The following is a 25,226-nucleotide window of genomic DNA, read 5'->3' as shown; positions in this document are numbered from 1 at the left end:
GCACATCCCGAGCTCGGCTCGGGGTGGAAGGGCCTGAGACCCCGAACAGGGGTCACGATGAGGGCCGTGCATAGGCGAGCTGGTCCAGAAAACGCCCCGCCCGGTGGCAACTAAGCCGCCTGGTGGATGGCTCGGCTCGGGGCGCCGACGAAGGGCGTGGCAAGCTGCGATAAGCCCCGGCGAGGCGCAGGCAGCCGTCGAACCGGGGATGCCCGAATGGGACCTCCCGCGGCTTTTGCCGCACTCCCAGTCGGGAGGGGGAACGCGGGGAATTGAAACATCTTAGTACCCGCAGGAAAAGAAAGCAAAAGCGATGCCGTGAGTAGGGGCGACCGAAAGCGGCACAGGGCAAACTGAACCCCGGGCCGAAAGGTTCGGGGGATGTGGTGTTGTAGGGCCCCCGAAGGAGCCCTGGGGGCGAAGCCGAAGTCCGCTGGAACGCGGCGCCGTAGAGGGTGAAAGCCCCGTAGGCGTAAGCCCCCGAGCTCCTGGGGTGTCCCTGAGTACCGTCGGTCGGATATCCGGCGGGAAGCTGGGAGGCATCGGCTCCCAACCCTAAATACGTCCCGAGACCGATAGCGAACTAGTACCGTGAGGGAAAGCTGAAAAGCACCCCTGGCGGGGGGTGAAAAGAGCCTGAAACCAGGCGGCGATAGGAGGGTGCGGCCCGAAAGGGTTGACCCTCCCCGAAGGAAACACGGGCGACCGTGGAGTACGAGGGGAGGTGACCGGGGTTGCACCGTCCGTCTTGGATCACGGGGCAGGGAGTTCACCCGAGCGGCGAGGTTAAGGGGGTCAGCCCCGAAGCCGCAGGGAAACCGACAGGTCCGCAGCCCGTAAGGGCGAGGGACGGGGTGTGAAAGCGCCCGGAGTCGCTCGGGTGAGACCCGAAGCCGGTCGATCTAGCCCGGGGCAGGGTGAAGTCCCTCAACAGAGGGATGGAGGCCCGATAGGGGTGCTGACGTGCAATTCGCTCCCGTGACCCCGGGCTAGGGGTGAAAGGCCAATCGAGGCCGGCGATAGCTGGTTCCCGCCGAATTATCCCCCAGGATAGCCCGGCCGGAGGTAGGCGGTGGGGTAGAGCACTGATTGGGGGTTTAGGGGGCGAAAGCCCCCGGCCCCCTGTCAAACTCCGAACCCACTGCCGCCGTAGATGGCCGGAGTAGGGGGGCGGTGTAAGCCGTCACCCGAGAGGGGAACAACCCAGACCGGGGTTAAGGCCCCAAAGTGCCGGCTAAGTGTTACTCCAAAGGGTGTCCCTGGCCTTAGACAGCGGGGAGGTAGGCTTAGAAGCAGCCATCCTTTAAAGAGTGCGTAACAGCTCACCCGTCGAGGTCAGGGGCCCCGAAAATGGACGGGGCTCAAGCCGGCCGCCGAGACCCCGGCGCACGGACCGATTGGTCCGTGATCGGGTAGGCGGGCGTGCCGATGGGGTGGAAGCCGGGCCGTAAGGTCCGGTGGACCCGTCGGTATTGCGGATCCTGCCGGGAGTAGCAGCATAGCCGGGTGAGAATCCCGGCCGCCGTAGGGGCCAGGGTTCCACGGCAATGTTCGTCAGCCGTGGGTTAGTCGGTCCTAACCCGACCCGTAACTCGGCGTCGGGGAAAGGGAAACGGGTTTATATTCCCGTACCGCGGTGGTAGGCGCGGCAACGCAAGCCCGAGGGGTGACGCCTCGGGGTAGGCGGACCGGCCCACAAGGCCGGCTAAGCGTATAAGTCCGGGGAGTGCCGTAATGGCGAGAACCGGATGAAAGCGCGAATGGCCCCCCGTAAGGGGGGTTCCGCCGATCCCTGGGGCCCGTGAAAAGCCCCTCGGGAACGATCCACCGCGACCGTACCGAGAACCGACACTGGTGCCCCTGGGTGAGAAGCCTAAGGCGTGTCGGGGGAAACCCAGCCGAGGGAACTCGGCAAATTGGCCCCGTAACTTCGGGAGAAGGGGTGCCTGCGGGTGCGTAACCCGCAGGTCGCAGTGACTAGGGGGGCCCGACTGTTTAGTAAAAACACAGGTCCCAGCTAGCCCGAAAGGGTTTGTACTGGGGCCGACGCCTGCCCAGTGCCGGTATGTGAAGCCCGGGTACAACCGGGTGAAGCACCGGTAAACGGCGGGGGTAACTATAACCCTCTTAAGGTAGCGAAATTCCTTGTCGGTTAAATGCCGACCTGCATGAATGGCGTAACGAGGTCCCCACTGTCCCCGGCTGGGGCCCGGCGAAACCTCTGCCAGGCGCATATGCCTGGGACCCCCGGTGGGAAGCGAAGACCCCATGGAGCTTTACTGCAGCCTGCCGTTGCCGTACGGCGGGGGGTGCGCAGCGTAGGCGGGAGGCGTCGAAGCCCGCCCTCCGGGGCGGGTGGAGCCGTCCATGAGACACCGCCCACCCTCTGCCGTACGGCTAACCCCCGGAAGGGGGGACAGCGGTAGGTGGGCAGTTTGGCTGGGGCGGCACACCCTCGAAAAGGTATCGAGGGTGCCCTAAGGTCGGCTCAGGCGGGTCAGGAATCCGCCGTAGAGTGCAAGGGCAAAAGCCGGCCTGACTGGACCCGTAACAGAGGCGGGTCCAGCCGCGAAAGCGTGGCCTAGCGAACCCCTGTGCCTCCCCGGTGGGGGCCAGGGATGACAGAAAAGCTACCCTGGGGATAACAGAGTCGTCTCGGGCGAGAGCCCATATCGACCCCGAGGCTTGCTACCTCGCTGTCGGCTCTTCCCATCCTGGCCCTGCAGCAGGGGCCAAGGGTGGGGGTGTTCACCCATTAAAGGGGAACGTGAGCTGGGTTTAGACCGTCGTGAGACAGGTCGGATGCTATCTACCGGGGGTGCTGGCCGCCTGAGGGGAAGGCTCCCCCAGTACGAGAGGAACAGGGAGCCGCGGCCTCTGGTCTACCGGTTGTCCTACAGGGCATAGCCGGGCAGCTACGCCGCGTCCGATAAGGCCTGAAAGCATCTAAGGCCGAAGCGGTCCCCGAAAATAGGCGGCCATTCCTGGGCGTTTGGGCCTGGGCGACCGGTCCGTTGCCCAGGACGAGGGCTCGGGAAGAAGACCCGTTTGATGGGGCGGGGATGTAAGCGGGAAGGGAAACCGACCCGTTCAGTCTGCCGCTCCCAACAGCCCGAGTGCCCCGGGCGGGGCGTCTGAGAGACCAGCTCGCCTATGCACGGCCCTCATCATGACTTAACCCAACTCGACTCTTCTTCAAGATTCAATCCGCAAAAATTAAAATTCTCCGTGATATCTTCTTCCGGTGATTCCGATGAGACTGCTCGTTCTCGATTTGGACGGCACCCTCTGGGACCACGAGGACGCTTCTGCTTTGGTTCCGCCTTATGAGTTCAGCGGTGAGTGTTTAACAGATTCCCTCGGCCAAAAACTCTGCCTCTTTCCTGGTGTTCGCGAGTTCATCGAATGGGCGAGCGAAAGGTTCATTCTAAGCATCGCGAGCTGGAACATCGAGGAGAGGGTAAGGCCGATTCTTGAGGGCTTTGGTCTATGGGACTACTTTATCTTCCCAAAAATCGAGGGCCATCCTGACAAGGGCGATATGATTCGAAGAACCATCGAGGAGCTTCGTTCTATCGGCTACGACATCGACGACGTTATCTACATTGACGACCGAGTGATTCACATCGATGGTGTCAAAATGGCCGTTCCCGGCGTTGATTTCATTCACATGTGGGTGGATGTAAAGAGTTTTGAGGAGCTTAAACAACTACTCCAAAAGCTGGGGTGATAGCATGGAGTTGCTAGTCGTTAAAGACAAACGCATAGACTACAACGGCTCCGCGATAGGAAGCCACTGGGCCTACAGGAACTTCGGAATCCTCGGAAACTCGCTCGTCGTCTTTCGCGGAAAGTGCGACGTCAAAGTCGAGGAGATGATTGACATAGAGGACCTCCGCGCGAGCAAGGAAATCAAGAGCGACGACATGGTGCACTACATCATCGAGGTCTTTGATTTGGTCAACACGCTCTTTGCCTCGACTCTCCAGAAGCTCTTCATAGCCAAGCTCTGCGAGGTTCTCAACGACTACGGGGTGAAGACCGAGAGAAAGGGCGACGATATCTACGTTAACGGGAGAAAGCTCAGCATCTCGATAGCAACCGTTTCCCCAGTGAGCGTCAAAATCCACATCGGGATAAACGTCGAGGCGAAAGGGATTCCTGAGGGGGTGGAGGCAATAGGCCTCAAGGAAGTTGGCATCACTAATGTTGAGGAGTTCATGGAGAGAACCGGAAGGGCACTCGTTGAGGAGTTCAAAAAGGTGAAGAAGGACAGCCTGAAGGTCAGGTGGGCTCAGTAGAGAAGGAACAGCAGGCTTCCCACCAGCGGAACGGCCAAGTTGTCGTCGAGCCAGGGCTGGTACTCCGCTAAGGCCAGTATCACTGCCCACATCACTTTTCTTATTGTATCCACGTCGAGGTAAATGAGTGCTATTACAACGGCCGTTGCCAAGTATGCCAGGCTTCCAGTCCAGTGCTTCTTGAGCTTCACGTTGAAGCCGTGCCTTCTAAAGTAGTAGTGTCTCACGACTCCTGTAACGCCATCACTGATTGCCATCGCGAGCAAAAGGGCAGTCGCGTACTCCCTCGGCAAAACAAGGGGTATTATCGATGCCGAAAACGCGAAGAAGACCTCCCCGTAGTTGTGCTCTATCTGGTACCAGGAGAACTCCCGCTTTTTGATGTGGGGCCACAGCTGGAACAGGGCAAAGGCGAAAGCTGCCGCGCTGAAAACCTCCGCAGGAATTTTTCCGTAGTAGAACATCAGAACGGCCGGAACGATGCTGAAGTGAATTATCTTCCTGTTTATCCACGCCCATTCCTCGCCCAGCTTCCTCGTGAAGCCGATTGCAAGCAGTATGAGCAGGGCCGCTAAACCCGCGTAGGGCAACCACTCGAACATTGATTCCACCAAAAAATGAAAGGGGCTGAACCTAATAACTTTATCCGAACGTTCCTCCAACGGTTTCAAGTGCCGTGACGAAGTCGGAAGCGTGAACCACGATGTACCAGTCGTCCGTTCTCGTCAGTTCTCCCCTCGACTTCCCAACCAGCTCGCCGTAGAGGCCTTGAATTCTGACCCTCGGCTCTGTCGTCGAGAGCTTGAGCGCAACCTCAACAGGCCTTCCGTTCTCCCAGACGATTCCGACCTTTAACCCCGCCTTGGTTTCCTTCCTCTTCCTCAGGCCGAGCTTGAGGTAGCGGAGCCTTTCCTCAGGGACGCCGTTCTCCCCTGCCTTTTCCCTTAAGTACTCCTCCGCCAAGGTTAAGCCGTGGAGTCCGAGGGAGTATCCGAAAACCGGAATTCCGAGATCCTTCCTCGTCCTCCCCCTGTATGCGTAGACCTCAATCCTTCCCCTCGAACCCTTTGATGCGGTGTAAAAGCCCTTTCCCTCCCCTTTAAACTCTTCCAGCTCTGAGAGAAGCGCATCGTAAGTTGAGAAGGGCAGTGAGAAGCTCGCCCACGTCCCCCATAGCCTCGGCGGAACCGAGAGAAAGCCAAGTTCCTCGAGGTGGTACTCCAGTGGCTTAGGCCTTATCAAGAGAAAGCCCTTCTCTGTAACTTCGAACTCGATGAGAGCCCTCTCCTCGGGAATCACCGCGAACTTATCTTTCATTTCAACGTCTTTGGCCTTCAGCAGTCTCCCCCGTCTCAGCTTTCGTCCTTCCCTTGAGCTCGAGACCACTGGAACGGGAGTTTTTCTCCCGGTTTCCTTGTCGTACGGCACTTTAAAGCCGGCCTTGAGCAGCTCCTCCTGAAGCTCCAGCGACGCTGGGAAGAAGACGTTCATTCTCATTAGTTCGAACTCCATGGCGTCCACCTGTTACATTGTTCGGTAGTTTTTACTTTCTGCACTTATAAATGTTTCTCTTGGGAAGTTGTTCAAATGGAGGCTAACCTTAAAAGCCCTTTCGAGGAGCTAAGCGCGGTGGTGAGAATGGTTCACTGGGCTGACTACATGGCAGAAAAGATAATCCGCGAAAGGGGCGACAAGGAGGAGTACGTGGTCGAGAGCGGAATCACGCCGAGCGGTTACGTTCACATAGGCAATTTTAGAGAGTTCTTCACGGCCTACATAGTGGGCCACGCCCTGAGGGACAGGGGAAAGAAGGTCAGGCACATCCACATGTGGGACGACTACGACCGTTTTAGGAAGGTCCCCAAGAACGTCCCGCAGGAGTGGGAGGAGCACCTCACGAAGCCGGTCAGGGAAGTTCCCGACCCGTGGGGCTGTCACGACAGCTACGCGGAGCACTTCATGGAGAAGTTCGAGGAAGAGATAAAGAAACTCGGCATTGAGGTTGATTTCCTCTACGCGAGCGAGCTGTACAAGTCCGGCGAGTACGCCGACGAGATAAGACTCGCCCTCGAAAAGCGCGATGAGATTAAGGCCGTTCTCGACAAGTACCGTGAGAGGGCTAAACAGCCGCCCCTCGAAGACGACTGGCAACCTGTTATGGTCTACTGCCCGAAGTGCAGGCGAGAGGCGAAGTTCGTCTCGTGGGACGGCGGGTGGAAGGTCAAATACCGCTGTGAGCACTGCGGAAGCGAGGGGGAGACCGACATAAGGGAGGGCAACGTTAAGCTCCGCTGGCGCGTCGACTGGCCGATGCGCTGGGCACACTTCAGGGTGGACTTCGAGCCCGCTGGAAAGGACCACCTCGCCGCCGGAAGCTCCTACGACACCGGAAGGGAGATTTCCGAGAAGGTCTTCGGCTGGAAGGCCCCGATGACGCTCATGTACGAGTTCGTCGGAATCAAGGGGCAGAAGGGCAAGATGAGTGGCTCAAAGGGCAACGTTATCCTGCTTTCAGACCTCTACGAGGTGCTCGAGCCGGGAATAATCCGCTTCATCTACGCCAAGGCGAGGCCCAACAAGGAACTCAGGATAGACCTCGGCCTCGGCCTGCTCAACCTCTACGACGAGTTCGACAAGGTCGAGAGGATTTATTTCGGCCTCGAGCACGCTAAGAACCCCGAGGAGGAAGAGGAACTCAAGAGGACCTACGAGCTCTCGATGCCGAAGGTTCCGGAGAGGCTTATCGCTCAGGCGCCCTTCAGGTTTTTGGTCACGCTCGTTCAGATGCCCCACCTCGACGAGGAGGGAATAATCCGGGTTCTCCAGGAGCAGGGCCACGTTCCGGAAAAGCTCGATGAAGAAGACCTCGAGAGGATAAGGCTCCGCATTAGGCTCGCCAGGAACTGGGTCGAGAAGTACGCCCCTGAGAACGTCAAGTTCAGCCTGCTTGATGAGCCGCCGAAGCTTGAACTCAAGCCCGAAATAGTAGAGGCAATGAGAGAATTAGCGGACTGGATTGAGACCAATACCTTCACCGTAGATGAGCTCAACAACGCAATCTTCGACGTTGCCAAGAAGCGCGGAATCCCGAGCAGGGAGTGGTTCAAAGCACTCTACAACCTCTTCATCGGGAAGGACCGCGGGCCGAGGCTGGCCCCGTTCTTGGCCTCGCTCGACAAGGAGTTCGTGGTCAGGCGCCTCCGCCTGGAGGCGTGATGTTCTCTATTTTCTTGGCTCGTACACCTGGAAATACGAGTGTTCTCCAATTCTTTCACTGTGGATGGGTCGGAAGTAGAGCTTCGCGAGCAGCTCAACCCCTGTTTTTCCCCACACGTTAAAGCGGACCCTGAAGTAGTCTTTCTCGCTCTGGAACTCGATCACGACGGTTTTTCCATCCTTGTCTGGCAAAACCTTGCTGATCCAGTACTCCTCTCCTATGACTTGACCGTCCATGAGCTTGGGGAGGAACTCCCTGAGATCGAGGAAGTGCATTATGAGCCTTCCCCCGGGTCTCAGAACCCTTCGGATCTCTTTGAAGACCCTGTTGAGCTCGGTGGGTGAAAAGTGGACTACACTATCGCCGATGAACAGGACGTAGTCAAAGGAATCGTTTTCAAAGGGGAGCTCCTGGGCGTCCGCCTTGACGAACTGAACACGGGATCTCTTCTCTTTTGCGTATTCCCTTGCCCTTTCAAGCATGAGTTCGCTTGAATCAACCCCTACAACCTCAAAACCGTGATCCTCTAAAAGAAAGGAAAAACCTCCCACTCCGCAGGCGAGGTCCAGGACTCTACCCCTCTTGGGCATGAACTTCAGAAGGAGGGGTTCCAGCGTTTCTATTCTCCTCCTGTATTCTTCGGAGTAAAGGTCGCTGTAGGCTTTGAAGGTCGAGTAGTACTTCTCAAAGCTCATGTTCAATGGTCCTCCGCGATCCTTAAATACCTATCCTCCAGCTTTAGCAGGTGGTGGAATGGTGATCAGAATAGGCGCTCCCGCACACCTGCACACTGGAAACCCCGACCTGAGCGGGGACATGGGACGGCTCTACGGAACGGTTGGCTTCGCCATAGAAAAGCCACGCCTCGAAATAGAGGTCAGAGAAGCTGAAAAGGACCGCTCCAACGACGAAGACGCGTTGAAGTTTCTTGCAAGGCTCCGCGAGCGCTACGACTTCCCGCCCGTCGAGGTTACGGTGAGGAGCTACATCCCGAAGTGGGTTGGAATCGGCTTCCACACAACCCTCGCCCTGAGCATAGGAAGGGCCGTGAGCGAACTATATGACCTGAACCTCTCGCTTGAGGAGGTGGCGTTGGCTGTAAGGCGCGGTCTAATAACTGCCCTTGGCTTCTACGCCCTCAAGGTCGGCGGTTTCATCTACGAGGGTGGCTTCCCTGTGAACAAGCGCGAGAAGGTCGTTCCCCCGCTGATTTTCAGGGGCGACTTTCCAAGCGATTGGCTCTTCGTCGTGGCCATTCCAGAGACCCCGAGAAAAGTTTTAGCTGAAATCAGGAAGCGCGAGGACGAGATACTCGGAAACCTCAAGAAGATGCCATCGGAGCTGGCCGACAGGCTGTCGAGGATAGTGCTCATGAAAATCCTGCCCGCGTTCGTTGAGAAGGACATCAAAACCTTCGGGGAGGGCCTCTACCAGTTCAACCACCTTCTCGGGGAGTTCTGGAGTGACTACCAGGAGAACGTTTACTGTTGTGACCTTGTGAACGAGGGCATCAAGCTAATGCTGAACGAAGCCTACTGCGCCTGCCAGACGAGCTGGGGGCCGACCTTCTACGGTCTCGTCAAGGGTCAAGCTCAGGCGGAAAGGCTAAAATCCATCGTGGAGGATTTCCTCCGCGAGAACGGCGACGGAGGGGAGGTCTTCGTTACGGGCGTTGACAACACGGGGATGGTGGTGGAGCGTGGTTAAGGCGATAGGTATAGACTCCGGGACGAAGAGCATGGATTTGTTCGGCTTCGACGACGAGACCGGGGATGTAATCGTCGACGTCTCCGTGGACAGGAACAGGGTAACCGAAAACCCGGCTATAATCGTTGAACTCCTCCGCGAGGTTCAGAAGGAGCACGGGAAGATTGACGCCATCGTCGGTCCCTGTGGCTACGGGATACCGCTCAAACCCGCAAGGGAAGCCACCGATGCCGAGATAGCTTTAGCTACGTTCATAACCGAGGCCGACGTTAAGAGGAGGCTCAAGATAGTCGGTTTGAGGGAGCTCATGCTTCTCCTCAGGAAAGCCAAGGATTTGAACGTCTACTTCACCCCCGGCGTCATACACCTCCCGACCGTCCCGGAGTGGCGGAAGGCCAACAGGATAGACCTCGGAACGGCCGACAAGGTTTTCACCGTTGCCCTCGCGATGGTGAGGGAGGCTGAGAGAAAGGGAATCCCCTACTCTGAGACGAACCTCATAGCGGTTGAGGTCGGCTTCGCCTACACCTCCGCGATGGCCGTCAAGAACGGCCAAATCGTTGACGCGATGGCCGGAACGGCAGGCTTCCCCGGCTACCTCGGGATGGGCTTTATGGACGGCGAATTAGCGTATGCATTGGCTAACGCCCTCGACGACTTCGGAAAGCTCGTCCTCTTCCAGGGTGGCGCGTCCTACGTTGCCGGGATAGACCCGTTCTCGGTTTCGCCAGAGGATTTCGTAAAGCTCGCGAAGGAGGACGAGAGGGTCGCGAAGGGCTACAGCGCCATGATAGAGGCCATCGTCAAGGACGTCTTCTCACTGCTTCCCTCTGTTAAACCCGAGAGCATCTACATCAGCGGTCGCTTCTCGCGGATTCCGGAGTTCTTCAGCGACGTCAAGGAAGCCCTTGAGGATGCTTTCGGGCGCTACGGCTTCTCGGTCGAGGTTCTCAAGCTCCAGAGCAGGGCGAAGGCCAAGGAAGCGGCCGAGGGAAGCGCGATAATAGCCAACGGCATAGCCGGTGGAATCTACAAAGAACTCGTTGAGAGCCTAAGGCTGAGGGAGAGCGGTGGCTCAATCTTTGACTGGGTAAACCTGAAGGGCCGTGAAAAGCTCAGAATTTTCGAGGAGCTAATCCTCTGAGCGAATTTTTTTGAGCTTAGCTTTTTATTCTCTCCCTCCAACTCCCCAAGGTGGTGCTCATGGAATTCAACCTCATCATTACCGGAGTCGGCGGTCAGGGAGGCCTTACCCTCTCGAGAATCGTTGGAAACTCTGCCATGGTCGAGGGCTACAACGTTCGCATCGGCGAGACCCTCGGAATGAGCCAGCGCTACGGTAGCGTGCTCAGCTACCTCCGCTTTGGAGAGGAAGTTTATTCGCCCCTCATCGAGGAGGGCAAAGCCAACCTCATGCTCGCCCTTGAGCCTGCCGAGGCTTTAAGGAACGCGCGTTTTCTCGGAAAGGACAGTGTTGCCATAGTGAACGCCTACCCCATTCACACGGCGACGACCCTCGTCGGGAAGGAGCGCTATCCGGAGCTCGATGAAATCGAAAAAGCCCTCGGGAGAATCTGCCCGGTCCACATGATGAACTTCCAGCGCGAGGCAGACAGGATAAACCCGAGAACTTTGGGCGTTCTGATGCTCGGCTACGCCTACGGGAAGGGCCTGATACCCCTCAAGCGTGAGAGCCTTCTTGAGGGAATAAGGCTGACTCTCCGCGAGAAGCTCTGGGAGATGAACTTTAAAGCTTTTGAGCGTGGTGAGGAGCTGGCCAAAGCTTGATTTCTGGTTTTTCCGCCCGGTTTTCTCATTCTTCGTTGTGCTTTATGAAGAAGGCGTAGAACATCGCGGTTGCAGTGGCGTAGAGGAGCGCGGTGGCGTAGAAAGGATAGGCCAACGAAACCGCGAAGAGGGTCCCGCCGATTGAGTTGCCCACTCCGCGCATGAAGGTCGAGAATGCCTGCTGTATCCCGTTGGCCGTTGCCTTCTCCTCGGTTTTGAAGAAGCCCATCATGAAGGAGCTGTATATCGGCCAGATGATGTTCATGAGTATCGCCCTGAGGACGTAGACCGCCCCCGCGAGTGCAAACGTCTCTATCGAGGGGAATATCGCGAAAAGGAACGTCGCCGTCCCCTGGAAGGACGTTATGACCTTTACCGGCCCCCATCTCCTCACGAGTTCAGGCAAGCCGAAGGAGCCGAGGCCCATCGCCAGTTGCTGGAAGAAGAAAATCCAGCTTATCGCCTGGAGCGTTTCCCCGAACTTGAGTTTGAAGTAGATGCTCATGAAGGGTATCGTTATCCCCGCGCCGAGACCTATGAGCGCGCTTGGGAGCGAGAACTTGAGGATTTTGAGGACCAAGCTTCTCTCCCACTTTATCCTCTTCTCCCTGACCTCAACGTCCCTCACGAGGAGCAGAGCCGGAACGACGAAGACGAACTGGAGTATCGAGAGCGAGAAGGTTATCCTGTAGGCGGTCTCCTCAGCGAGGGATAGCCCCATGAGGTAGCCCGGCAGGAAACCCGCCAAGAGGACGCCAAGGGAGTTGAAGAGCGTTCCCAGCCCGAAGCTCTTGGAAAACGCCTCGTGCCTCCTTTCATCGGGCACCAGCTCGCTCAGGTAGGCGTTGTAGTTCGGCTGTCTCAGCCCCATGTTGACTCCCACCAAGACGAAGCCGAGGAAGAGGACCGTTGTGTTCAACGCGAGCACCTGGAGGAGCCTTCCGATGAGCCCGATGAGCGCGCTCAGGAGCAGGGTCTTTCGATAGCCGAGGTGGAGAGAAACGTGCCCGGCGAGAAGGAAGAAGAGACCGCCGACTATCGTTTGAACGGAGAAGAAGGCTCCCATCGCCTTCATGTCGTAGCCGAGGGCCTTGAGGTAGAAGGGCATTATAAAGAAAGAGAACCAGAGGAACGTCTGGCCCAGTGCGTTGGCGCCTATGAGTATCTTCGCGTCCCTGCCGTATCCCGAGAGCATGTTGCGATGTATCTCATAGCGTTTATAAGTTTGTCGAAAGGACTTGATCATAAAAATATTAAGAAGGGGACTAAACTATCTTGTTCTGCATGTTCCCGTTATGTTTTCACTCCTAACTTCGAAGTCGCAGTCCAAAGTCTCTATCTTTATCGTGCCGTTTGCCAGTTCATAATACACGTAAGGCTGTCCGAGAATTAATTTAAGTCCCGAAAACTCTGGAGATGCCAGTCTTTCGATTGCAGTTGAAATACTCCGGGAGTAGTTTTCCAGCGAGGTGGGTTTGAGTGGGAGTGATGGTACGTACCCTCTTAGCACTACTCCTGGGTAAACTACGGTAATCATGTCGTTTGATTTGTTGAGTTGAGTTCTGACGATTATGGTTGGAGAGCTAAGGTCTCCGATTTGCTCGTCGGGGAGTATTAAAACTCCCCTGTATACCGCAGGGCTCTTGGATTCCCCCAGAATCAGCCGTTTGAATTCTTTGAGGTTAGTCCCGGTAAAGTTAAGGGGTCTAAATCCGGACTTCCATTGGTTTCTGAAGAGTATGTAAACTTCTGGTTTGAGGGTTTGATTTTGCGGAGGATTTGAAAGACTCGTGCTGAGACTGGAGTAGTCGAGAGGAGTCCTGTATGTTTTGGAAACAACCTGCCATTTTTTCTGCCCGTCTTCCTGTACAATGTATGCATCCACTTTCATGAGCTCTCCCTTTTGCCCTGAATAAAAGACGAACGTCCATTGTGGTGTCCTTCCATCGCCAAACGTTGAATCATTGCAAATACATGGTGACGACATTGGATGAACATCGCATAGGATTTGCTGGCAGTATTCGGAGCCGTAGACAAGGATAAGCTCGGCATCACCCGCCCAGCTCTGCACCAGAGGTTTAACCTTTGATGCGTAAATTTCAGTGGGGTATGCTGGACGGGGCGTGATTCCCGTTTTTTCTGAGCTCTGGGTTATGTAGTACCCACCGATGATTGCCGAGAAAATGAGAAATAGCAAAACAAAGGTAACTCGATTCATGGGTTCACCTCTTCACCCGCTTTATCAGGAGGGGAACCAATACTAATCCAACTAACAAAGCTGGTCCGCAGATTTTGTTTTCTTCTTTTGCTGTGCTTTTGCTTTCAGTTGTTTCCTTTCCTATTGGTGGTCTGTTGGGATACATCTTGAAGACTGGTTTTCCCCACTTGCAAGTTACATTAGTCTCATTTCTCCAGCATTCGAAGGTAATGTACTCATCGCACTCTCCAGAACCCTCACAGGCAAATGTGTTTAATGTTATTTTGATGTGGTTCGCCGTGATTACTGCATCCCACCTGCCTATTGAGCTGTTCCAGTAGCCTCTATTCCATGTTACACCAGAGGATTTCACAGTAAGATTTGGCAGGTAATTTTGAATACCCCATTGGTATTCCCCGAGAACTTTTGACAGGTTCCAATCCGAGAGTCTGAAAGGCTTTGGATTCCCGGATTTTCGGAAAAACCCTTCCTTCCATTTTCCTCCCTCATAGTACCAGTTCAAAGTGTGAGTCTCGTTGTACTCGTAGCCTATGTTAATCCATGTTATTGAGGAATCGTTGAAGGGATTCCATGGTGGAACCCTAGTAAAACTGTACCCCTCGACGTTGATGTAATAAATAGGCCTATCCATCAAACCCTCCCAAATGCTTACACCTTGGGTTAATGGGACTGGGAGTAATAAGGCAAAAGCAAAAATAAAAATCGAAAAGCGAGCCCTCATGGAATCACCCCCCAGTTGACTCTCAGGTAATAACCAACGCCAGTATAGGGGCCAACTCTTGGCACGTAGCCCTCTGGGAGCTCATAGTCAGCCACGCCATCAAAATTCAGGTCAAGATAAAGCCCAGCGTCGATGTTATAAACCTCATTGTGGCCGAGAGTGTGCCCTGCTGAAAGCAAAGCAAACACAACTTCCCATCCAGATGTCATGTTGCGGGAAATCCAGTCAATAAGGTACGTTGTCTGCCAGTGAGTGGGCATGATCTGGTGTAGATTAGTTATGTTCTTCGAGGGATTATGGTCATTTATTACCTTTGGAAGTCCGTATTCAACCTTTTCCTTCAGTTTTTTATCGTACTCAACCAGTTCGTTGTAGAACCAGTCATAGTCGCTTTTCAGTGTGGGATGCCCCTTCGTACTCAGTTCCTCTCCTTTCCAGTTCCTGCCCATAACCGTATGGAGCCAGTCGAAGCCTGAAACATGGTACTCATTCTGAAGAACTGAAGCAAAATCCCAATAGCAGAAGCCTTCAAGTGTTCCGTTCTTATCATGATCCCATGAAAACGGTGCACTATACTCGTCGCCTATGCCGAACACGAAGTGTCCAAGCTCATGAGCTATTCCTCTGTAATACTGGTCGGGAGTTTCATCTCCAAACTTTTTGAAAAGCTCGATGTAACCATCCTCTTTTCCACTGATATTCTTCACCCACTTCCAGTACCAGAAACCGTAGTGTGTTATCAATGTACCCCTTGATTCCGGCCTTATTCTTATCATATACTTACTCCAGTTTTCACTATTAGGTGTAACGTTGTTCTTTATGCTAATCTCTGTTATCATCGCGTAGCCGTCGGTGTAGTCGTAGATGACCTGGCTCGCCCTCTGGAAGCCCTTGACGAGCTGGGTGAGATAAGTCTGGTTGGCGTTCCAACCAACAGCAACGGTAAGTTTGATACCCAGAACATCCCTCTTCACCGGGTTCTTCCCGATGAACAGCTCCACCGCGTTTGGAACGCCGTCGCCATCGTAGTCACCGTAGGCGTCGGCTTCAATTAAGCTTTGATGCAAGTCTGGATCGTCTATGCCAAACCCATCGGAGGGATCGAACCAGTAAACAGAGCCCTCCTTTTCAAGCTCTCTGTTCAGCTCAAGCTCCCTGTAGAAAGGAATTCCATCCTCGTCGTTCGTTTTGATGAGGAACCATATTTCAGCGTCGTCCTCGTCAATGTCTGTTGAGGTGGTTACCGCGTCCACGAGTAGCGTTTCCGTCTGCTTTGTTATGTTTAAAGTGTCCACCGTCGTCTTTGAGGTGCCAGTTATGTTCTCCTCGGTTGTCATATTTCCAAACGTTACAACGGCCTCATAGCCTACGTCTTTCTCTGTTGTAATAGTGAGGTTGTCTCCCTTGATCGTCTTGTTGTCATAGAACGGCACTTTGATTGGTTCATTTTTCAGTTTTATCTTTGAAACCTCTGCATTCCTCTTGTTGATGATGAGTACTCTCTTCTTGCTCCCGTCCGGTAGTTCAAGGGTGAAGAGTACTGCCTCTTCGGGATTTGAGTATCTGTAGAGGATTCCACTCTTGTGATCCCTCAGTTCTAAAGTCTTTATTCCGTCCCAGCCTTTAACGTCGGTGATGTTTACAACGCTTAAATCGTAGCCGAGGGCCTCAAGCTCATCGTAGTACTTGGAGAAGGGTTCGGCATCGTATTCTCCGCCGTTCGTGTAGTCCTCCGTCGAATCGTCGGCTCCGCTCAGGTGGCCGTAGCCGAAGTAAACCTTATGGTCGTTGATGTAGTCATCGCCCCACCACGTGCCGTTCTTGAGACTGAAGAAAAGCTTGGCTACCTTTCCTTCCTCGTTGTTTCCGGGTCTGGGGGAGATGTCCAAAACTCTATCCATATCCGTCAGTAAGTACTTCCCAACAAGCTTAAGGTCAACTTCAACAGTATCAACGTCATCGGGTGGGTTGAACTTTAGAACAGCCACAGCCTCATTTTGAATGTTCTTCAAAACATCATTTCCTAACATTGCCATCTTCTCAACATCCTGAACATTGGACAGAACGTCTTCTTTTAGTGTCCTGACTCTTGAACCTGCCTTGAAAGTGGCCTCAATACTGAAGCCAATACTCCATGTACTATCAAAGGCATCTAAATTTCTTAGTCTAAACACATATAGCTCAACAACGGCATCCCTCAGCGGGTCAACGTCCTTTGGGTCAATAACTCCATCGCCGTCAGTATCCGCGTTGTAGGGGTTTGTTCCGTATCTGAATTCTGTTTCATCAGCCCACCCATCGCAGTCGGAATCCCTCTGGGTTATTAGGGACTCGGATCTCTGAACGGTTTCTCCGAACTTTTCTGTGTAAACGGCTTTTACGATGTGCCCGCTTCCCATTGGTATCTGGGCTTTGAAGTTTAAAACGAACACTTCGTTGGGCTGTATGTCTATGAACTCGCTCCCAACTTCCTCAGAATCTATGTAAAGGCTCACTTTGCCGATTCCAGTAAAACCGCCTGCGTTGTAGAGTTTGACCCCAAAGGTTGCCCAGCCATCACACGTTGTTCTCTGCTGTATGATGTCTAAGATAATAACCTTCGAGGACGGAAGATCGACTCCAAAGCTAAGGCCTGTTGCCATTGGGAATCCCAAAACTGAGACAATCAAAACGAAACCCACCACAATTCCGACGGCTTTTTTTTTGAAGAGGCACTTCTTTCACCCCCGTTGTTCTCATTTACTTAGGCGTTTTTTCATAAAAGTTTTTTGATCCTGTAATGGTTCCAAAGAACTTAGAGCAAGGTTAAGATGAAAAACTTTGATGAATGTGTTCACTTTTCATCTGAGAAGTTCCCGATCAGCGAGTTTAACACTTCCCTCAGCCTTTTAAGCTCCTCCTCGCTCATTCTGTTCCTCATCCATCTCTCCTTGAGGTTCAGGTTCTCGTCCTCCAGATCGAGAACGGCCTTTCTAACCCCGCCCCTCGGATTTTTGCTGTCGCCCTTCCAGCGCGGGATAACGTGAAGGTGCAGGTGCGGAACAGTTTGGCCAGCTTCCTTTCCAAGGTTCATGCCGACGTTAAAGGCGTCCGGCTTGAGCGCCTCGCGGAGGACCTTCATGGCCAGCTCCATTCCCTTCAGGAGGGCGGTTTTCTCCTCCTCCATTAGATCCTCCCACCTCTCAACGTGCCTCCTCGGAACGACGAGGAGATGGCCTCTGCTCGCTGGATACGAGTCTATGAGGATTCTGATGAGTCCGTCCTCGTAGAGAACGTTCTCCTCCTTCGGCTCGCAGAACGGGCACTTCATGGCGCATCCCCCAAAGGCTTAAAACCGGTGTATTTAACCCTTGTCTTCGGTGGTGAACGTGAGCGATGTTGATGAAAACATACTCGAACTCCAGAGGGTGTACCGGAAGCTTATGATGGCCGGGCTCTTAACGCTTCTCGCCGCCTTTGCACTGCTCATCCTTAAGCCCTTTGGCTCGGCGTCGCTCGTTCTGGGGGCGATCCTGTTCCCCCTGGCTATGATCCCCCTCGAACTGGCTAGGCGAACGGCCCAGAGAATGGCCCTCATTGCCCTCGGTGGCGCCGATAGAAAAGCTTAATTATTGGGCCGAAAAATGAGTGTTGGAGGTGATGGATGTGGCATTTGTACCGCCGCAGGCAGGTTACGACAGGGCTATAACCGTTTTCAGCCCCGATGGAAGGCTCTTTCAGGTAAACTACGCGAGGGAGGCAGTGAAGCGCGGGGCGACTGCGGTCGGGGTTAAGTGGAACGGCGGAGTGGTCTTGGCAGTTGAGAAGAGGATAACCAGCCGATTGATAGAACCCAGCAGTTACGAGAAGATCTTCCAGATCGACGACCACATCGCCGCCGCCCCGAGCGGCATAATAGCAGATGCGAGGGTTCTCGTTGACAGGGCCAGGCTGGAGGCTCAAATATACCGCCTCACCTACGGCGAACCCGTTCCGCTCACCGTTCTGGTGAAGAAAATCTGCGACCTCAAGCAGGCCCACACCCAGTACGGTGGTGTGAGGCCATTCGGTGCCGCTTTGCTCATGGCGGGCGTTAACGAGAAGCCCGAGCTCTACGAGACCGACCCGAGCGGTGCCTATTTCGAATGGAAGGCTGTCGCTATAGGAAGCGGCAGGAACACCGCGATGGCGATCTTCGAGGAGCACTACCGCGACGACATCGACATGGAAGGTGCCATAAAGCTCGCCATACTCGCTTTGGCAAAGACCCTCGAGGAGCCCAGTCCCGAGAGCATCGAGGTCGCCTACATAACCCTCGACGAGAAGCGCTGGAAAAAGCTTGATAAGGATGAGGTTGCAAAGTACCTCAATGAGATCCTCGAGGAGATCAAGGAAGAGGAAGTTGAGGAAACCGGGGAAGACTACTCCGAGCTCGATCAGAACTACTGAGGTGACGGGCGATGCCTATCAGCGTGGATAAAGCCGTCATCGCCCGTCTCAAAACCCACGGCGAGACCTTCGAGATACTCGTTGATCCCTACCTCGCGAGGGACTTCAAGGAGGGCAAGGAGGTTCCCATAGAGGAGATCCTCGCCACTCCTTACGTTTTCAAAGATGCCCACAAGGGCGACAAGGCCAGCGAGCACGAGATGGAGAAGATATTTGGAACGAGCGATCCATACGAGGTCGCCAAGATAATCCTGAGAAAGGGAGAGGTTCAGCTGACGGCTGAGCAGAGGAGGCAGATGCTCGAGGACAAGAAGAAGTACATAGCGACGATAATCCACCGCCATGCAGTTGATCCGAGGACGGGCTATCCCCATCCAGTCGACAGGATCCTCAGGGCAATGGAAGAGGCTGGAGTTCACGTGGATCTCTTCAAGGATGCAGAGGCACAGGTTCCCAAGGTGATAAAGGCGATAAGGCCTCTCCTCCCGATAAAGCTTGAGGTCAAGGTCATAGCCGTCAAGATACCGAGCGACTACGTCGGCAGGGCCTACGGGGAAGTGCGGAAGTTCGGCAACATAAAGAGGGAGGAGTGGGCCAGCGACGGCTCGTGGATGTTCCTGATCGAGATTCCCGGGGGAATAGAGGAGGAGTTTTATGAGAAACTCAACGCCCTTACCAAGGGCACCGCGATTACCAAACTGATAGAGAGGAAGGGCCTATGAGGAGGATTTTTGTAAAACCAAGGGAGTTAGTGGTTCCCGGGACGCTGTTGGCCCAGGGACCCTTTAAGAACGGAAGAGGAACCTTCAGAGAAGGGAACAGGATATACTCGACTGTGGTAGGACTTGTTGAGGTCAGGGGAGACCTTATACGGGTTATACCCCTTGAGGGACCATACATACCCGAGGTCGGTGACAACGTCCTCGGAAAGATCGTGGACGTCAGGTTCTCCAACTGGACCGTTGACATCGGAGCGCCGTACCAGGCCAACCTTCGCGTTCAAGATGCAGTTGAGGAGCGCATAGACCTGCTCAAAACCGATCTGAGGAAGATCTACGACATCGGTGACATAATCTACGCGAAGATCAAGGCCTACAACGAGGTCAACCAGATCGACCTGACGACCAAGGGCATGCCCTTCAAGGGCGGCCCGCTGAGGGGAGGTCAGCTCGTCACGATAACCCCGTCCAAGGTTCCGAGGGTCATCGGAAAGGGAGGCTCGATGATCAACATGATCAAGAAGCTGACCGGAACGAGGATCATAGTGGGCCAGAACGGCTGGGTCTGGGTGAGCGGCAAGAACGACGAGCTCGAAAAGCTGGCCGTGGAGGCTATCCTCAAGGTTGACCGCGAGAGCCACACCCAGGGACTCACCGACAGGGTTAAGGAGTTCCTCCTCTCCCGGCTCAGGGACCTCAAGGAGAGGGGAGTGATCGAGGAGATACCCCAGCTTGATGAGAACGACGAGGGTGAAGGAAAATGATGGGTAGGCCAGAGGGTTTGAAGCTCATCGATGAGAACGGCAGGAGAATAGACGGAAGGAAGAAGTACGAGCTGAGGAAAATCCACATGGAGGTCGGTGTTCTGAAGAACGCCGACGGCTCCGCCTACATCGAATGGGGTAAGAACAAGATACTCGCGGCAGTTTACGGGCCAAGGGAAATCCACCCGAAACACCTTCAAAGGCCAGATACCGCCGTTCTGCGCGTCCGCTACAACATGGCTCCCTTCAGCGTTGAGGAGAGGAAGAAGCCGGGCCCGGACAGGAGGAGCGTTGAAATAAGCAAGGTTATCAGGGGAGCGCTTGAGCCCGCCTTAATCCTCGAGATGTTCCCGAGAACTGTCGTCGATGTTTTTATCGAGGTTCTGCAGGCCGATGCGGGAACTAGGGTTGCCGGAATAACGGCCGCGTCCCTCGCCCTGGCGGATGCGGGCGTCCCCATGAGGGACCTCGTTGCCGCTTGCGCCGCCGGAAAGATCGACGGCGAGATAGTCCTCGACCTCAACAAGGACGAGGACAACTACGGCGAGGCCGACGTTCCGGTCGCCATAATGCCCCTCAAGAACGACATAACGCTCCTTCAGATGGACGGCTACCTTACCAAAGAGGAGTTCATCGAGGCCGTTAAGCTCGCGATAAAGGGCGCGAAGGCGGTCTACCAGAAGCAGAGGGAGGCTCTGAAGGAGAAGTACCTCAAGATCGCCCAGGAGGTGGCGGGAGATGAGTGACGTTGAGGTCATGGCCGGCATAATGAGGGACAGGATACTCAACCTCCTCAAGGAGGGGAAGAGAATCGACGGCCGCTCCTTCGAGGAGTACAGGGACATCGAGATAAAGACGGGCTTCATCGAGAAGGCCGAGGGCTCGGCGTGGGTCAGACTCGGTGGTACGAGAGTTCTCGTTGGAATAAAGGTCGACGTTGGGGAACCCTTCCCGGATCTCCCGGACAGGGGTGTCATGACGACCAACGTGGAGCTGGTTCCCCTTGCCTCGCCAACGTTTGAACCTGGCCCGCCGGATGAAAGGGCGATAGAGCTCGCCCGCGTCATTGACAGGGGTATCAGGGAGAGCCAGGCCGTTGAGCTTGAGAAGCTCGTTATCGTGCCCGGTAAGCTCGTCAGGGTTGTGTTCATAGACGTTCACGTTTTGGACCACGATGGAAACCTCTTCGACGCCACAGGTCTGGCCGCGATGGCGGCCCTGCTGACGACCCGGGTTCCCAAGGTCGAGTACAACGAGGAAACTGGCGAGATAGTCAAGCTCGACGAGTACGAGCCCCTGCCGGTGAGGCGCATTCCCCTCCCCGTAACATTCGCCAAGATCGGTTCGAGTATTATCGTCGATCCGAACCTCGACGAGGAAACCGTGATGGACAGCAGGATAACGATAACGACCGACGAAACCGGCCACATCTCGGCGGTTCAGAAGGGCGAAGGCGGGAGCTTCAAGCTCGAGGAGGTTATGTACGCCATTGACACGGCCCTCAAGAAGGCCGATGAACTGAGGAAGATCCTGCTCGAGGCCGTTGGTTCGGCTTCCTGATTCCCAACTTTTTCCTTTGGGAAAGAGATATAAACATTGAGGTGCATAAAAGTTCAGCCTTCGTTACGATCAAACCCCGGGGTGAAAAATATGGGCCTGTTCGATAGCATTCTCAAAAAGGAGGAGAAAAAACCCAAGAAGAAGCCCGAGGCCGTCAAAGAGGCCGTGGCGAAGAAGGAGGAGAAGCCCCTGCCGAGGGACGTTGAGGTCATCCCCCTTGAGGAGGACGTTCTCGCCAGGGAGATAGTAAAACCCCACTTCAAATACGTGAAGAAGATCGTGGTCACGAGCTACTCCGATCTCGAGAGGATCTCCGAGGAACTCCAGGAGGGCAACCTCGTTCTCGTCGATCTGAGCCCCCTCGAGATAAAACCGGAGATCCTGGAGAAGGTCGTTGAGCAGATCAAGGGCATGACCGCTGCCCTGGGCGGACAGGTCGTCAAGGTCTGTAAGGCGGAGATAAGGCTTCTCCTCACCCCTGAGGACGTTAAGATTGCCAAATGATCCTCGTCCCGGATTTCTCCGATTTTTCTGCTACCTTATCTTTATAAACCGGTTTTGGTACTTTTTTCGGTGATGCTGATGGGAGAGAAGAAAGGAGAGAAGGTTGAGGTTAAGCCCGAACTCGGCGAGGTTCATGTCATAAGTCTCGGTGATTGTCCCATCTGCGGTGGAAAGAACACGCTCAAGGCCATTCAGCACATCCACGAGATTCCCTACTTCGGCAAGGTCATGGAGAGCACGATAATCTGCGAGAAGTGCGGCTATAGAAACGCGGACGTCATGATACTCGAGGACAGGCCGCCAAAGCTCTACACGGTTAAGGTCGAAAACGAGAAGGACCTCTTCACCCGCGTCGTCAGGAGCAAGAGCGGAACCATAGAGCTGGAGGAGATAGGCGTCAAGATTGAACCCGGACCGGCCGCTGAGGGCTTCGTCACCAACGTTGAGGGAGTACTTGAGCGTGTTCGCGAAACGCTCCTGATGGCGAGGGAGTTCAGGAAGCAGGAGGGCGACGAAGAGGCCGTGAAGAAGGCCGACGAGATACTCCAGTACATCGAGGACGTCAAGGAAGGGAAGAAACCGCTGACGGTGAAGATAGCCGACCCCCTCGGCAACAGTGCGCTCATAGGCGAGAAGGTCAAGAGCAGGCTCCTAACCGAGGAGGAAATCCAGAAGCTGAGCCTCGGGCCTTACCAGATAGTTAACCCGGAGGAGCTTGAGGGGGCAGAGAACGGAAAACCGAACAGCAACACGGAAGAAAGCGACAATGAAGGAAAAGCTCAGGGGTAGAAGTAGTCCCTCGTGAGCAAATCCTCGATTAGAGCCCTAACCCACGGCTTTCTCGTCTTCCTTGAGAGGTGGATTATGCCCTCGACGTGGATTCCGTAGCGCTCCTTCATCTCCTCCCTGCTCATCGGTTCCTTGAAGAGGAACGGCCTTTCGATTGTGAAAACGTAGCCGTAGTCCTTGATGTAGTTGGCCAGCCAGTTCTTCCCATTCTCACCGTGGACAAGGGTTAAACCGCTCGTCTCCTTCGCCATCTCCCAGAGGGTCTCGAGGTCGGCCTTTATCACCTCGCCGACCTCAAAGCCTCCAGCGATTGTCCCCCTCTGGGTTAGCGTCTGCTCCTCGTGAAGGTTGAGCCTCCTCAGCGTGTCCCTCAACTCGTAGGGGTTTCCCCGCGCTATGTAGAGGAACACCAGGTCACCCTCGTCGAAGGCCTTCCTCTTCCTGACCTCGACCGTTTTGAGGCCCCTGAATATCAGCTCGGCGTAAACCTGGTGGAGCGCTATGACGTGCTCCATGCTTTCACCTGGCGAACCCTCGAAGAATGGAATAAAAAGGTTTGGCCTATTTCCTAAGCCCCAGCGATGCCTTCACGAGGTCGCTCACGACCCCGCTCGCCGTCTCTTTGAGCCCGGCGCCGGCCCCCTTAACCAGAAGCTCTCCCAGAAGGTCGGTTTCTATTAACGCCACGTTCTCGTTGCTCGAAACGGCGAGAGGGCCTGAAACCTCTTCCGGGACGACCTTAACGTTATTTTCCTCGATTGTCGCGACGAGCCTACTCCTCTTTCCCTTTGCGAGGGCCCTCTTAACCTCGTCAACCGTAACCTCCGCGATGCCCTTGACGGTAATCTCGTCGAAGGTAATCGGCCCGAAGGCAACGCAGTGGAGAATTGTGGCTTTATAGCCGACGTCAATTCCGAGGACGTCGTTGCTCGGGTCGCGCTCCGCTATGCCAAGCTCCTGCGCCTGCTTCACTGCCCTCTCGAAGTCAATCCCCTGTTCCATCCTGGAGAGTATGAACGTCGTCGTCGCGTTCAGGACGGCCTTTATTCTCCTTACCGTGTCGCCGAGCAGGTTCTCGCGGAGGAGCCCGATGATTGGCGTCCCGGCCATAACAGTTGCCTCGAAAAGGTAGGGCAGACCTCTCCGCTCGGCTTCTCCGATTAGCTCCGCGTAGTGGAACGCCAGCGGGGGCTTGTTGCTCGTAACGACGGCCTTCCCGTCCCTCAGCGCCTCCAAATGCCAGAAGTGGGCGTTTCTATCGTTGGTCACGTCAATAATCACATCGGCCTCAATCTCTTTAACCGCCTCGGCCGGCGAGAAGTTGTAGACCTCGTAGTCGTTGGTCCATTTACTGAGCTTTCCAAAGTTCTCCTTGACGAGGAGGGCCTCGCTCAAATCGATGCCCTCGGGAAGCCACACGGTTCCGCTCGTGTCGGAGACGCTGACGACCCTGAAGGACAAACCGTATTTCTCCCGGAAAAAGCGCTCCTTTTCAATCAAAACGCGAGCAACGGCTCTGCCAACGTTGCCGAAGCCGAAGAGACTGACCCTTACCTCCATCCAACCACCGGAATAGAAAAGGAGGGGAAGCTTAAATCACTTGTTGAGGATTACCTTGATGATGTCCATGTCCCTGACTATGCCGACGAGCTCGCCTTCCCCTTTGATGACCGGCAGCTGCTCGATGTGGTACTGAACCATCTTCTGAGCGACGTCGTAGACGCTCATGTGGGGCGTTGCGACGATGAGGTTGGGGTTCATGATGTCTTTCACGGGCTTCTTCGGGAGCTGGAGCTCTGCTTTCTCGAAGAGGAGCGTTGGATTGCTTTCGAGGATCCAGTCTTCTTCGCTCGACGCGGAGAGGGACGTCTGCTTCATGACGCGGATGACCTCGCTGTCCTTGAGGATGTCGGTCTCGTCCACCATCCCCACCAGGTTGCCCTCGTCGTCTATGACCGGGATGGCCATGGCGTTGCACAGGAGAAGGGCCTTGAGCGCGGCCTTTAGCGGCGTTCCCTGCCACACGACGCTGACGTTCCTCTGGTAATAGGGCTCGATCGTTATGTCCTTGAGCTTCTCGTTTTTGGCCAGGTACCTCCTCACGATGTCCCCAACGGTGAGTATGCCGACGACCTTACCGTCATCGTCCACAACGACGACGCGGCGGTAGTCCATTTCCAGCATCTTCCTGACGGCCTTCTTCAGGTCGTCGTTGGGTTTGACGACGGGCACCTCCCTTCTTATGAGCATGGCGAGCTGGTCCTCATCCGGATGGAGAAGAACGCGTTTGATGCTTATTATTCCGGCCAGCTGGCCGGTTTTCTTGCTCACAACGGGAAAAGACCTGACCTTGTACTTTTTAAACAGTTCGAGCGCATAACCCCTCGTTGCGGGAAGCTCGATAACCACAGGGTCCTTGGTCATTATTGTCTTGACCCTCATCCTCACCACCGCTTAACCTAAGACGGTGTCCCCCTATTTAAGGTTTTAGAAAAGGAAACGGAAAAAAC

Annotated in this window: 25 protein-coding genes and 1 rRNA gene; 15 read left to right on the top strand and 11 right to left on the bottom strand. The window is 54.9% G+C overall.

Annotation, left to right across the window (positions count from 1 at the left end; all coding sequences use genetic code 11):
• Window positions 1-98: 98 nt before the first annotated feature.
• The 3 genes from TAM4_RS07365 to TAM4_RS07355 all read left to right on the top strand — a co-directional run bounded on the left by TAM4_RS07365 (window position 99) and on the right by TAM4_RS07355 (window position 4,301).
• Window positions 99-3,128: ribosomal RNA gene (locus TAM4_RS07365) — 23S ribosomal RNA — on the top strand.
• Between the two features lie 125 nt (window positions 3,129-3,253).
• Entirely contained in the window at window positions 3,254-3,730 is a 477-nt protein-coding gene (locus tag TAM4_RS07360; RefSeq protein WP_014122612.1) for a magnesium-dependent phosphatase-1, read from the top strand.
• A 4-nt stretch (window positions 3,731-3,734) separates the two neighbouring features.
• On the top strand, window positions 3,735-4,301 hold the full coding sequence (locus TAM4_RS07355) for a DUF366 family protein (protein WP_014122611.1): 567 nt from the start codon (window positions 3,735-3,737) through the stop codon (window positions 4,299-4,301).
• On the opposite strand, the gene TAM4_RS07350 is transcribed toward TAM4_RS07355, so the two are convergent.
• Entirely contained in the window at window positions 4,295-4,903 is a 609-nt protein-coding gene (locus tag TAM4_RS07350) for a membrane protein (RefSeq protein WP_014122610.1), read from the bottom strand. The genes TAM4_RS07355 and TAM4_RS07350 overlap by 7 nt on opposite strands.
• 40 nt (window positions 4,904-4,943) lie before the next feature.
• Window positions 4,944-5,813 (bottom strand): hypothetical protein, encoded by an 870-nt coding sequence (locus tag TAM4_RS07345; RefSeq protein ID WP_014122609.1) that lies wholly within the window; start codon window positions 5,811-5,813, stop codon window positions 4,944-4,946.
• 126 nt (window positions 5,814-5,939) lie between these two features.
• Between TAM4_RS07345 and lysS the strand changes: the two genes are divergently transcribed.
• Window positions 5,940-7,517, top strand: a complete 1,578-nt coding sequence (gene lysS, locus TAM4_RS07340) for a lysine--tRNA ligase (protein WP_014122608.1) — start codon at window positions 5,940-5,942, stop codon at window positions 7,515-7,517.
• 6 nt (window positions 7,518-7,523) lie between these two features.
• On the opposite strand, the gene TAM4_RS07335 is transcribed toward lysS, so the two are convergent.
• Complete coding sequence (locus tag TAM4_RS07335; RefSeq protein ID WP_014122607.1) at window positions 7,524-8,213, bottom strand: class I SAM-dependent methyltransferase; 690 nt, start codon at window positions 8,211-8,213, stop codon at window positions 7,524-7,526.
• Between the two features lie 61 nt (window positions 8,214-8,274).
• On the opposite strand from TAM4_RS07335, the gene TAM4_RS07330 reads away from it, so the two are divergent.
• Genes TAM4_RS07330 through TAM4_RS07320 form a run of 3 tightly spaced genes read left to right on the top strand, consistent with a single transcriptional unit; the run spans window position 8,275 to window position 11,013 of the window.
• A complete protein-coding gene (locus TAM4_RS07330) occupies window positions 8,275-9,225 on the top strand; it encodes a beta-ribofuranosylaminobenzene 5'-phosphate synthase family protein (protein ID WP_014122606.1) in 951 nt (316 codons plus the stop codon).
• Window positions 9,218-10,369, top strand: coding sequence for a DUF1464 family protein (locus TAM4_RS07325; RefSeq protein ID WP_014122605.1), 1,152 nt, complete (start codon window positions 9,218-9,220; stop codon window positions 10,367-10,369). Before TAM4_RS07330 ends, TAM4_RS07325 begins: the two co-directional genes overlap by 8 nt.
• A gap of 59 nt (window positions 10,370-10,428) precedes the next feature.
• The gene (locus tag TAM4_RS07320) at window positions 10,429-11,013 is read left to right on the top strand and encodes an indolepyruvate oxidoreductase subunit beta (protein ID WP_014122604.1); all 585 of its coding nucleotides are present in this window, start codon (window positions 10,429-10,431) and stop codon (window positions 11,011-11,013) included.
• Between the two features lie 25 nt (window positions 11,014-11,038).
• On the opposite strand, the gene TAM4_RS07315 is transcribed toward TAM4_RS07320, so the two are convergent.
• The 5 genes from TAM4_RS07315 to TAM4_RS07295 form a co-directional block, all read right to left on the bottom strand.
• A complete protein-coding gene (locus TAM4_RS07315) occupies window positions 11,039-12,208 on the bottom strand; it encodes an MFS transporter (RefSeq protein ID WP_014122603.1) in 1,170 nt (389 codons plus the stop codon).
• A 75-nt stretch (window positions 12,209-12,283) separates the two neighbouring features.
• On the bottom strand, window positions 12,284-13,231 hold the full coding sequence (locus TAM4_RS07310; protein ID WP_014122602.1) for a hypothetical protein: 948 nt from the start codon (window positions 13,229-13,231) through the stop codon (window positions 12,284-12,286).
• 4 nt (window positions 13,232-13,235) lie between these two features.
• Window positions 13,236-13,952, bottom strand: a complete 717-nt coding sequence (locus tag TAM4_RS07305) for a CGP-CTERM sorting domain-containing protein (protein ID WP_048150298.1) — start codon at window positions 13,950-13,952, stop codon at window positions 13,236-13,238.
• Window positions 13,949-16,621: a hypothetical protein gene (locus TAM4_RS07300; protein ID WP_014122600.1), complete on the bottom strand. Its 2,673-nt coding sequence runs from the start codon at window positions 16,619-16,621 to the stop codon at window positions 13,949-13,951. Before TAM4_RS07300 ends, TAM4_RS07305 begins: the two co-directional genes overlap by 4 nt.
• Window positions 16,622-16,785: 164 nt before the next feature.
• Window positions 16,786-17,262: an HIT family protein gene (locus tag TAM4_RS07295; RefSeq protein WP_014122599.1), complete on the bottom strand. Its 477-nt coding sequence runs from the start codon at window positions 17,260-17,262 to the stop codon at window positions 16,786-16,788.
• A 52-nt stretch (window positions 17,263-17,314) separates the two neighbouring features.
• Between TAM4_RS07295 and TAM4_RS07290 the strand changes: the two genes are divergently transcribed.
• The 8 genes from TAM4_RS07290 (at window position 17,315) to TAM4_RS07255 (ending at window position 22,716) form a co-directional block, all read left to right on the top strand.
• Window positions 17,315-17,560 carry a hypothetical protein gene (locus TAM4_RS07290; RefSeq protein WP_237702070.1) on the top strand — a complete coding sequence of 82 codons (246 nt, stop codon included), beginning with the start codon at window positions 17,315-17,317 and terminating at the stop codon, window positions 17,558-17,560.
• Window positions 17,561-17,597: 37 nt separating this feature from the next.
• A complete protein-coding gene (gene psmA, locus TAM4_RS07285; protein WP_014122597.1) occupies window positions 17,598-18,380 on the top strand; it encodes an archaeal proteasome endopeptidase complex subunit alpha in 783 nt (260 codons plus the stop codon).
• Window positions 18,381-18,391: 11 nt separating this feature from the next.
• Entirely contained in the window at window positions 18,392-19,102 is a 711-nt protein-coding gene (locus tag TAM4_RS07280) for a ribosome assembly factor SBDS (RefSeq protein ID WP_048150293.1), read from the top strand.
• Complete coding sequence (rrp4, locus tag TAM4_RS07275; RefSeq protein WP_014122595.1) at window positions 19,099-19,863, top strand: exosome complex RNA-binding protein Rrp4; 765 nt, start codon at window positions 19,099-19,101, stop codon at window positions 19,861-19,863. Before TAM4_RS07280 ends, rrp4 begins: the two co-directional genes overlap by 4 nt.
• On the top strand, window positions 19,860-20,609 hold the full coding sequence (gene rrp41, locus TAM4_RS07270; RefSeq protein ID WP_048150290.1) for an exosome complex exonuclease Rrp41: 750 nt from the start codon (window positions 19,860-19,862) through the stop codon (window positions 20,607-20,609). The genes rrp4 and rrp41 overlap by 4 nt, the downstream gene beginning before the upstream one ends.
• A complete protein-coding gene (gene rrp42 / locus TAM4_RS07265; protein ID WP_014122593.1) occupies window positions 20,602-21,423 on the top strand; it encodes an exosome complex protein Rrp42 in 822 nt (273 codons plus the stop codon). Before rrp41 ends, rrp42 begins: the two co-directional genes overlap by 8 nt.
• Before the next feature lie 90 nt (window positions 21,424-21,513).
• On the top strand, window positions 21,514-21,927 hold the full coding sequence (locus tag TAM4_RS07260) for a cell division protein SepF (protein ID WP_014122592.1): 414 nt from the start codon (window positions 21,514-21,516) through the stop codon (window positions 21,925-21,927).
• A 78-nt stretch (window positions 21,928-22,005) separates the two neighbouring features.
• On the top strand, window positions 22,006-22,716 hold the full coding sequence (locus TAM4_RS07255) for a ZPR1 zinc finger domain-containing protein (protein WP_014122591.1): 711 nt from the start codon (window positions 22,006-22,008) through the stop codon (window positions 22,714-22,716).
• On the opposite strand, the gene TAM4_RS07250 is transcribed toward TAM4_RS07255, so the two are convergent.
• From TAM4_RS07250 to TAM4_RS07240, 3 genes are read right to left on the bottom strand one after another with little or no spacing between them, the layout of a single operon-like run.
• Window positions 22,707-23,231, bottom strand: coding sequence for an ASCH domain-containing protein (locus TAM4_RS07250; RefSeq protein ID WP_014122590.1), 525 nt, complete (start codon window positions 23,229-23,231; stop codon window positions 22,707-22,709). The genes TAM4_RS07255 and TAM4_RS07250 overlap by 10 nt on opposite strands.
• A gap of 46 nt (window positions 23,232-23,277) precedes the next feature.
• The gene (locus TAM4_RS07245; RefSeq protein WP_014122589.1) at window positions 23,278-24,276 is read right to left on the bottom strand and encodes a homoserine dehydrogenase; all 999 of its coding nucleotides are present in this window, start codon (window positions 24,274-24,276) and stop codon (window positions 23,278-23,280) included.
• A gap of 36 nt (window positions 24,277-24,312) precedes the next feature.
• Entirely contained in the window at window positions 24,313-25,158 is an 846-nt protein-coding gene (locus tag TAM4_RS07240) for a CBS domain-containing protein (protein ID WP_014122588.1), read from the bottom strand.
• Window positions 25,159-25,226: the final 68 nt, after the last annotated feature.

Source organism: Thermococcus sp. AM4 (genome assembly GCF_000151205.2).
GTDB lineage: Archaea > Methanobacteriota_B > Thermococci > Thermococcales > Thermococcaceae > Thermococcus.
The sequence above is the reverse complement of the archived record's forward strand: the minus strand, read 5'-3'. Positions and strand labels throughout refer to the sequence as shown.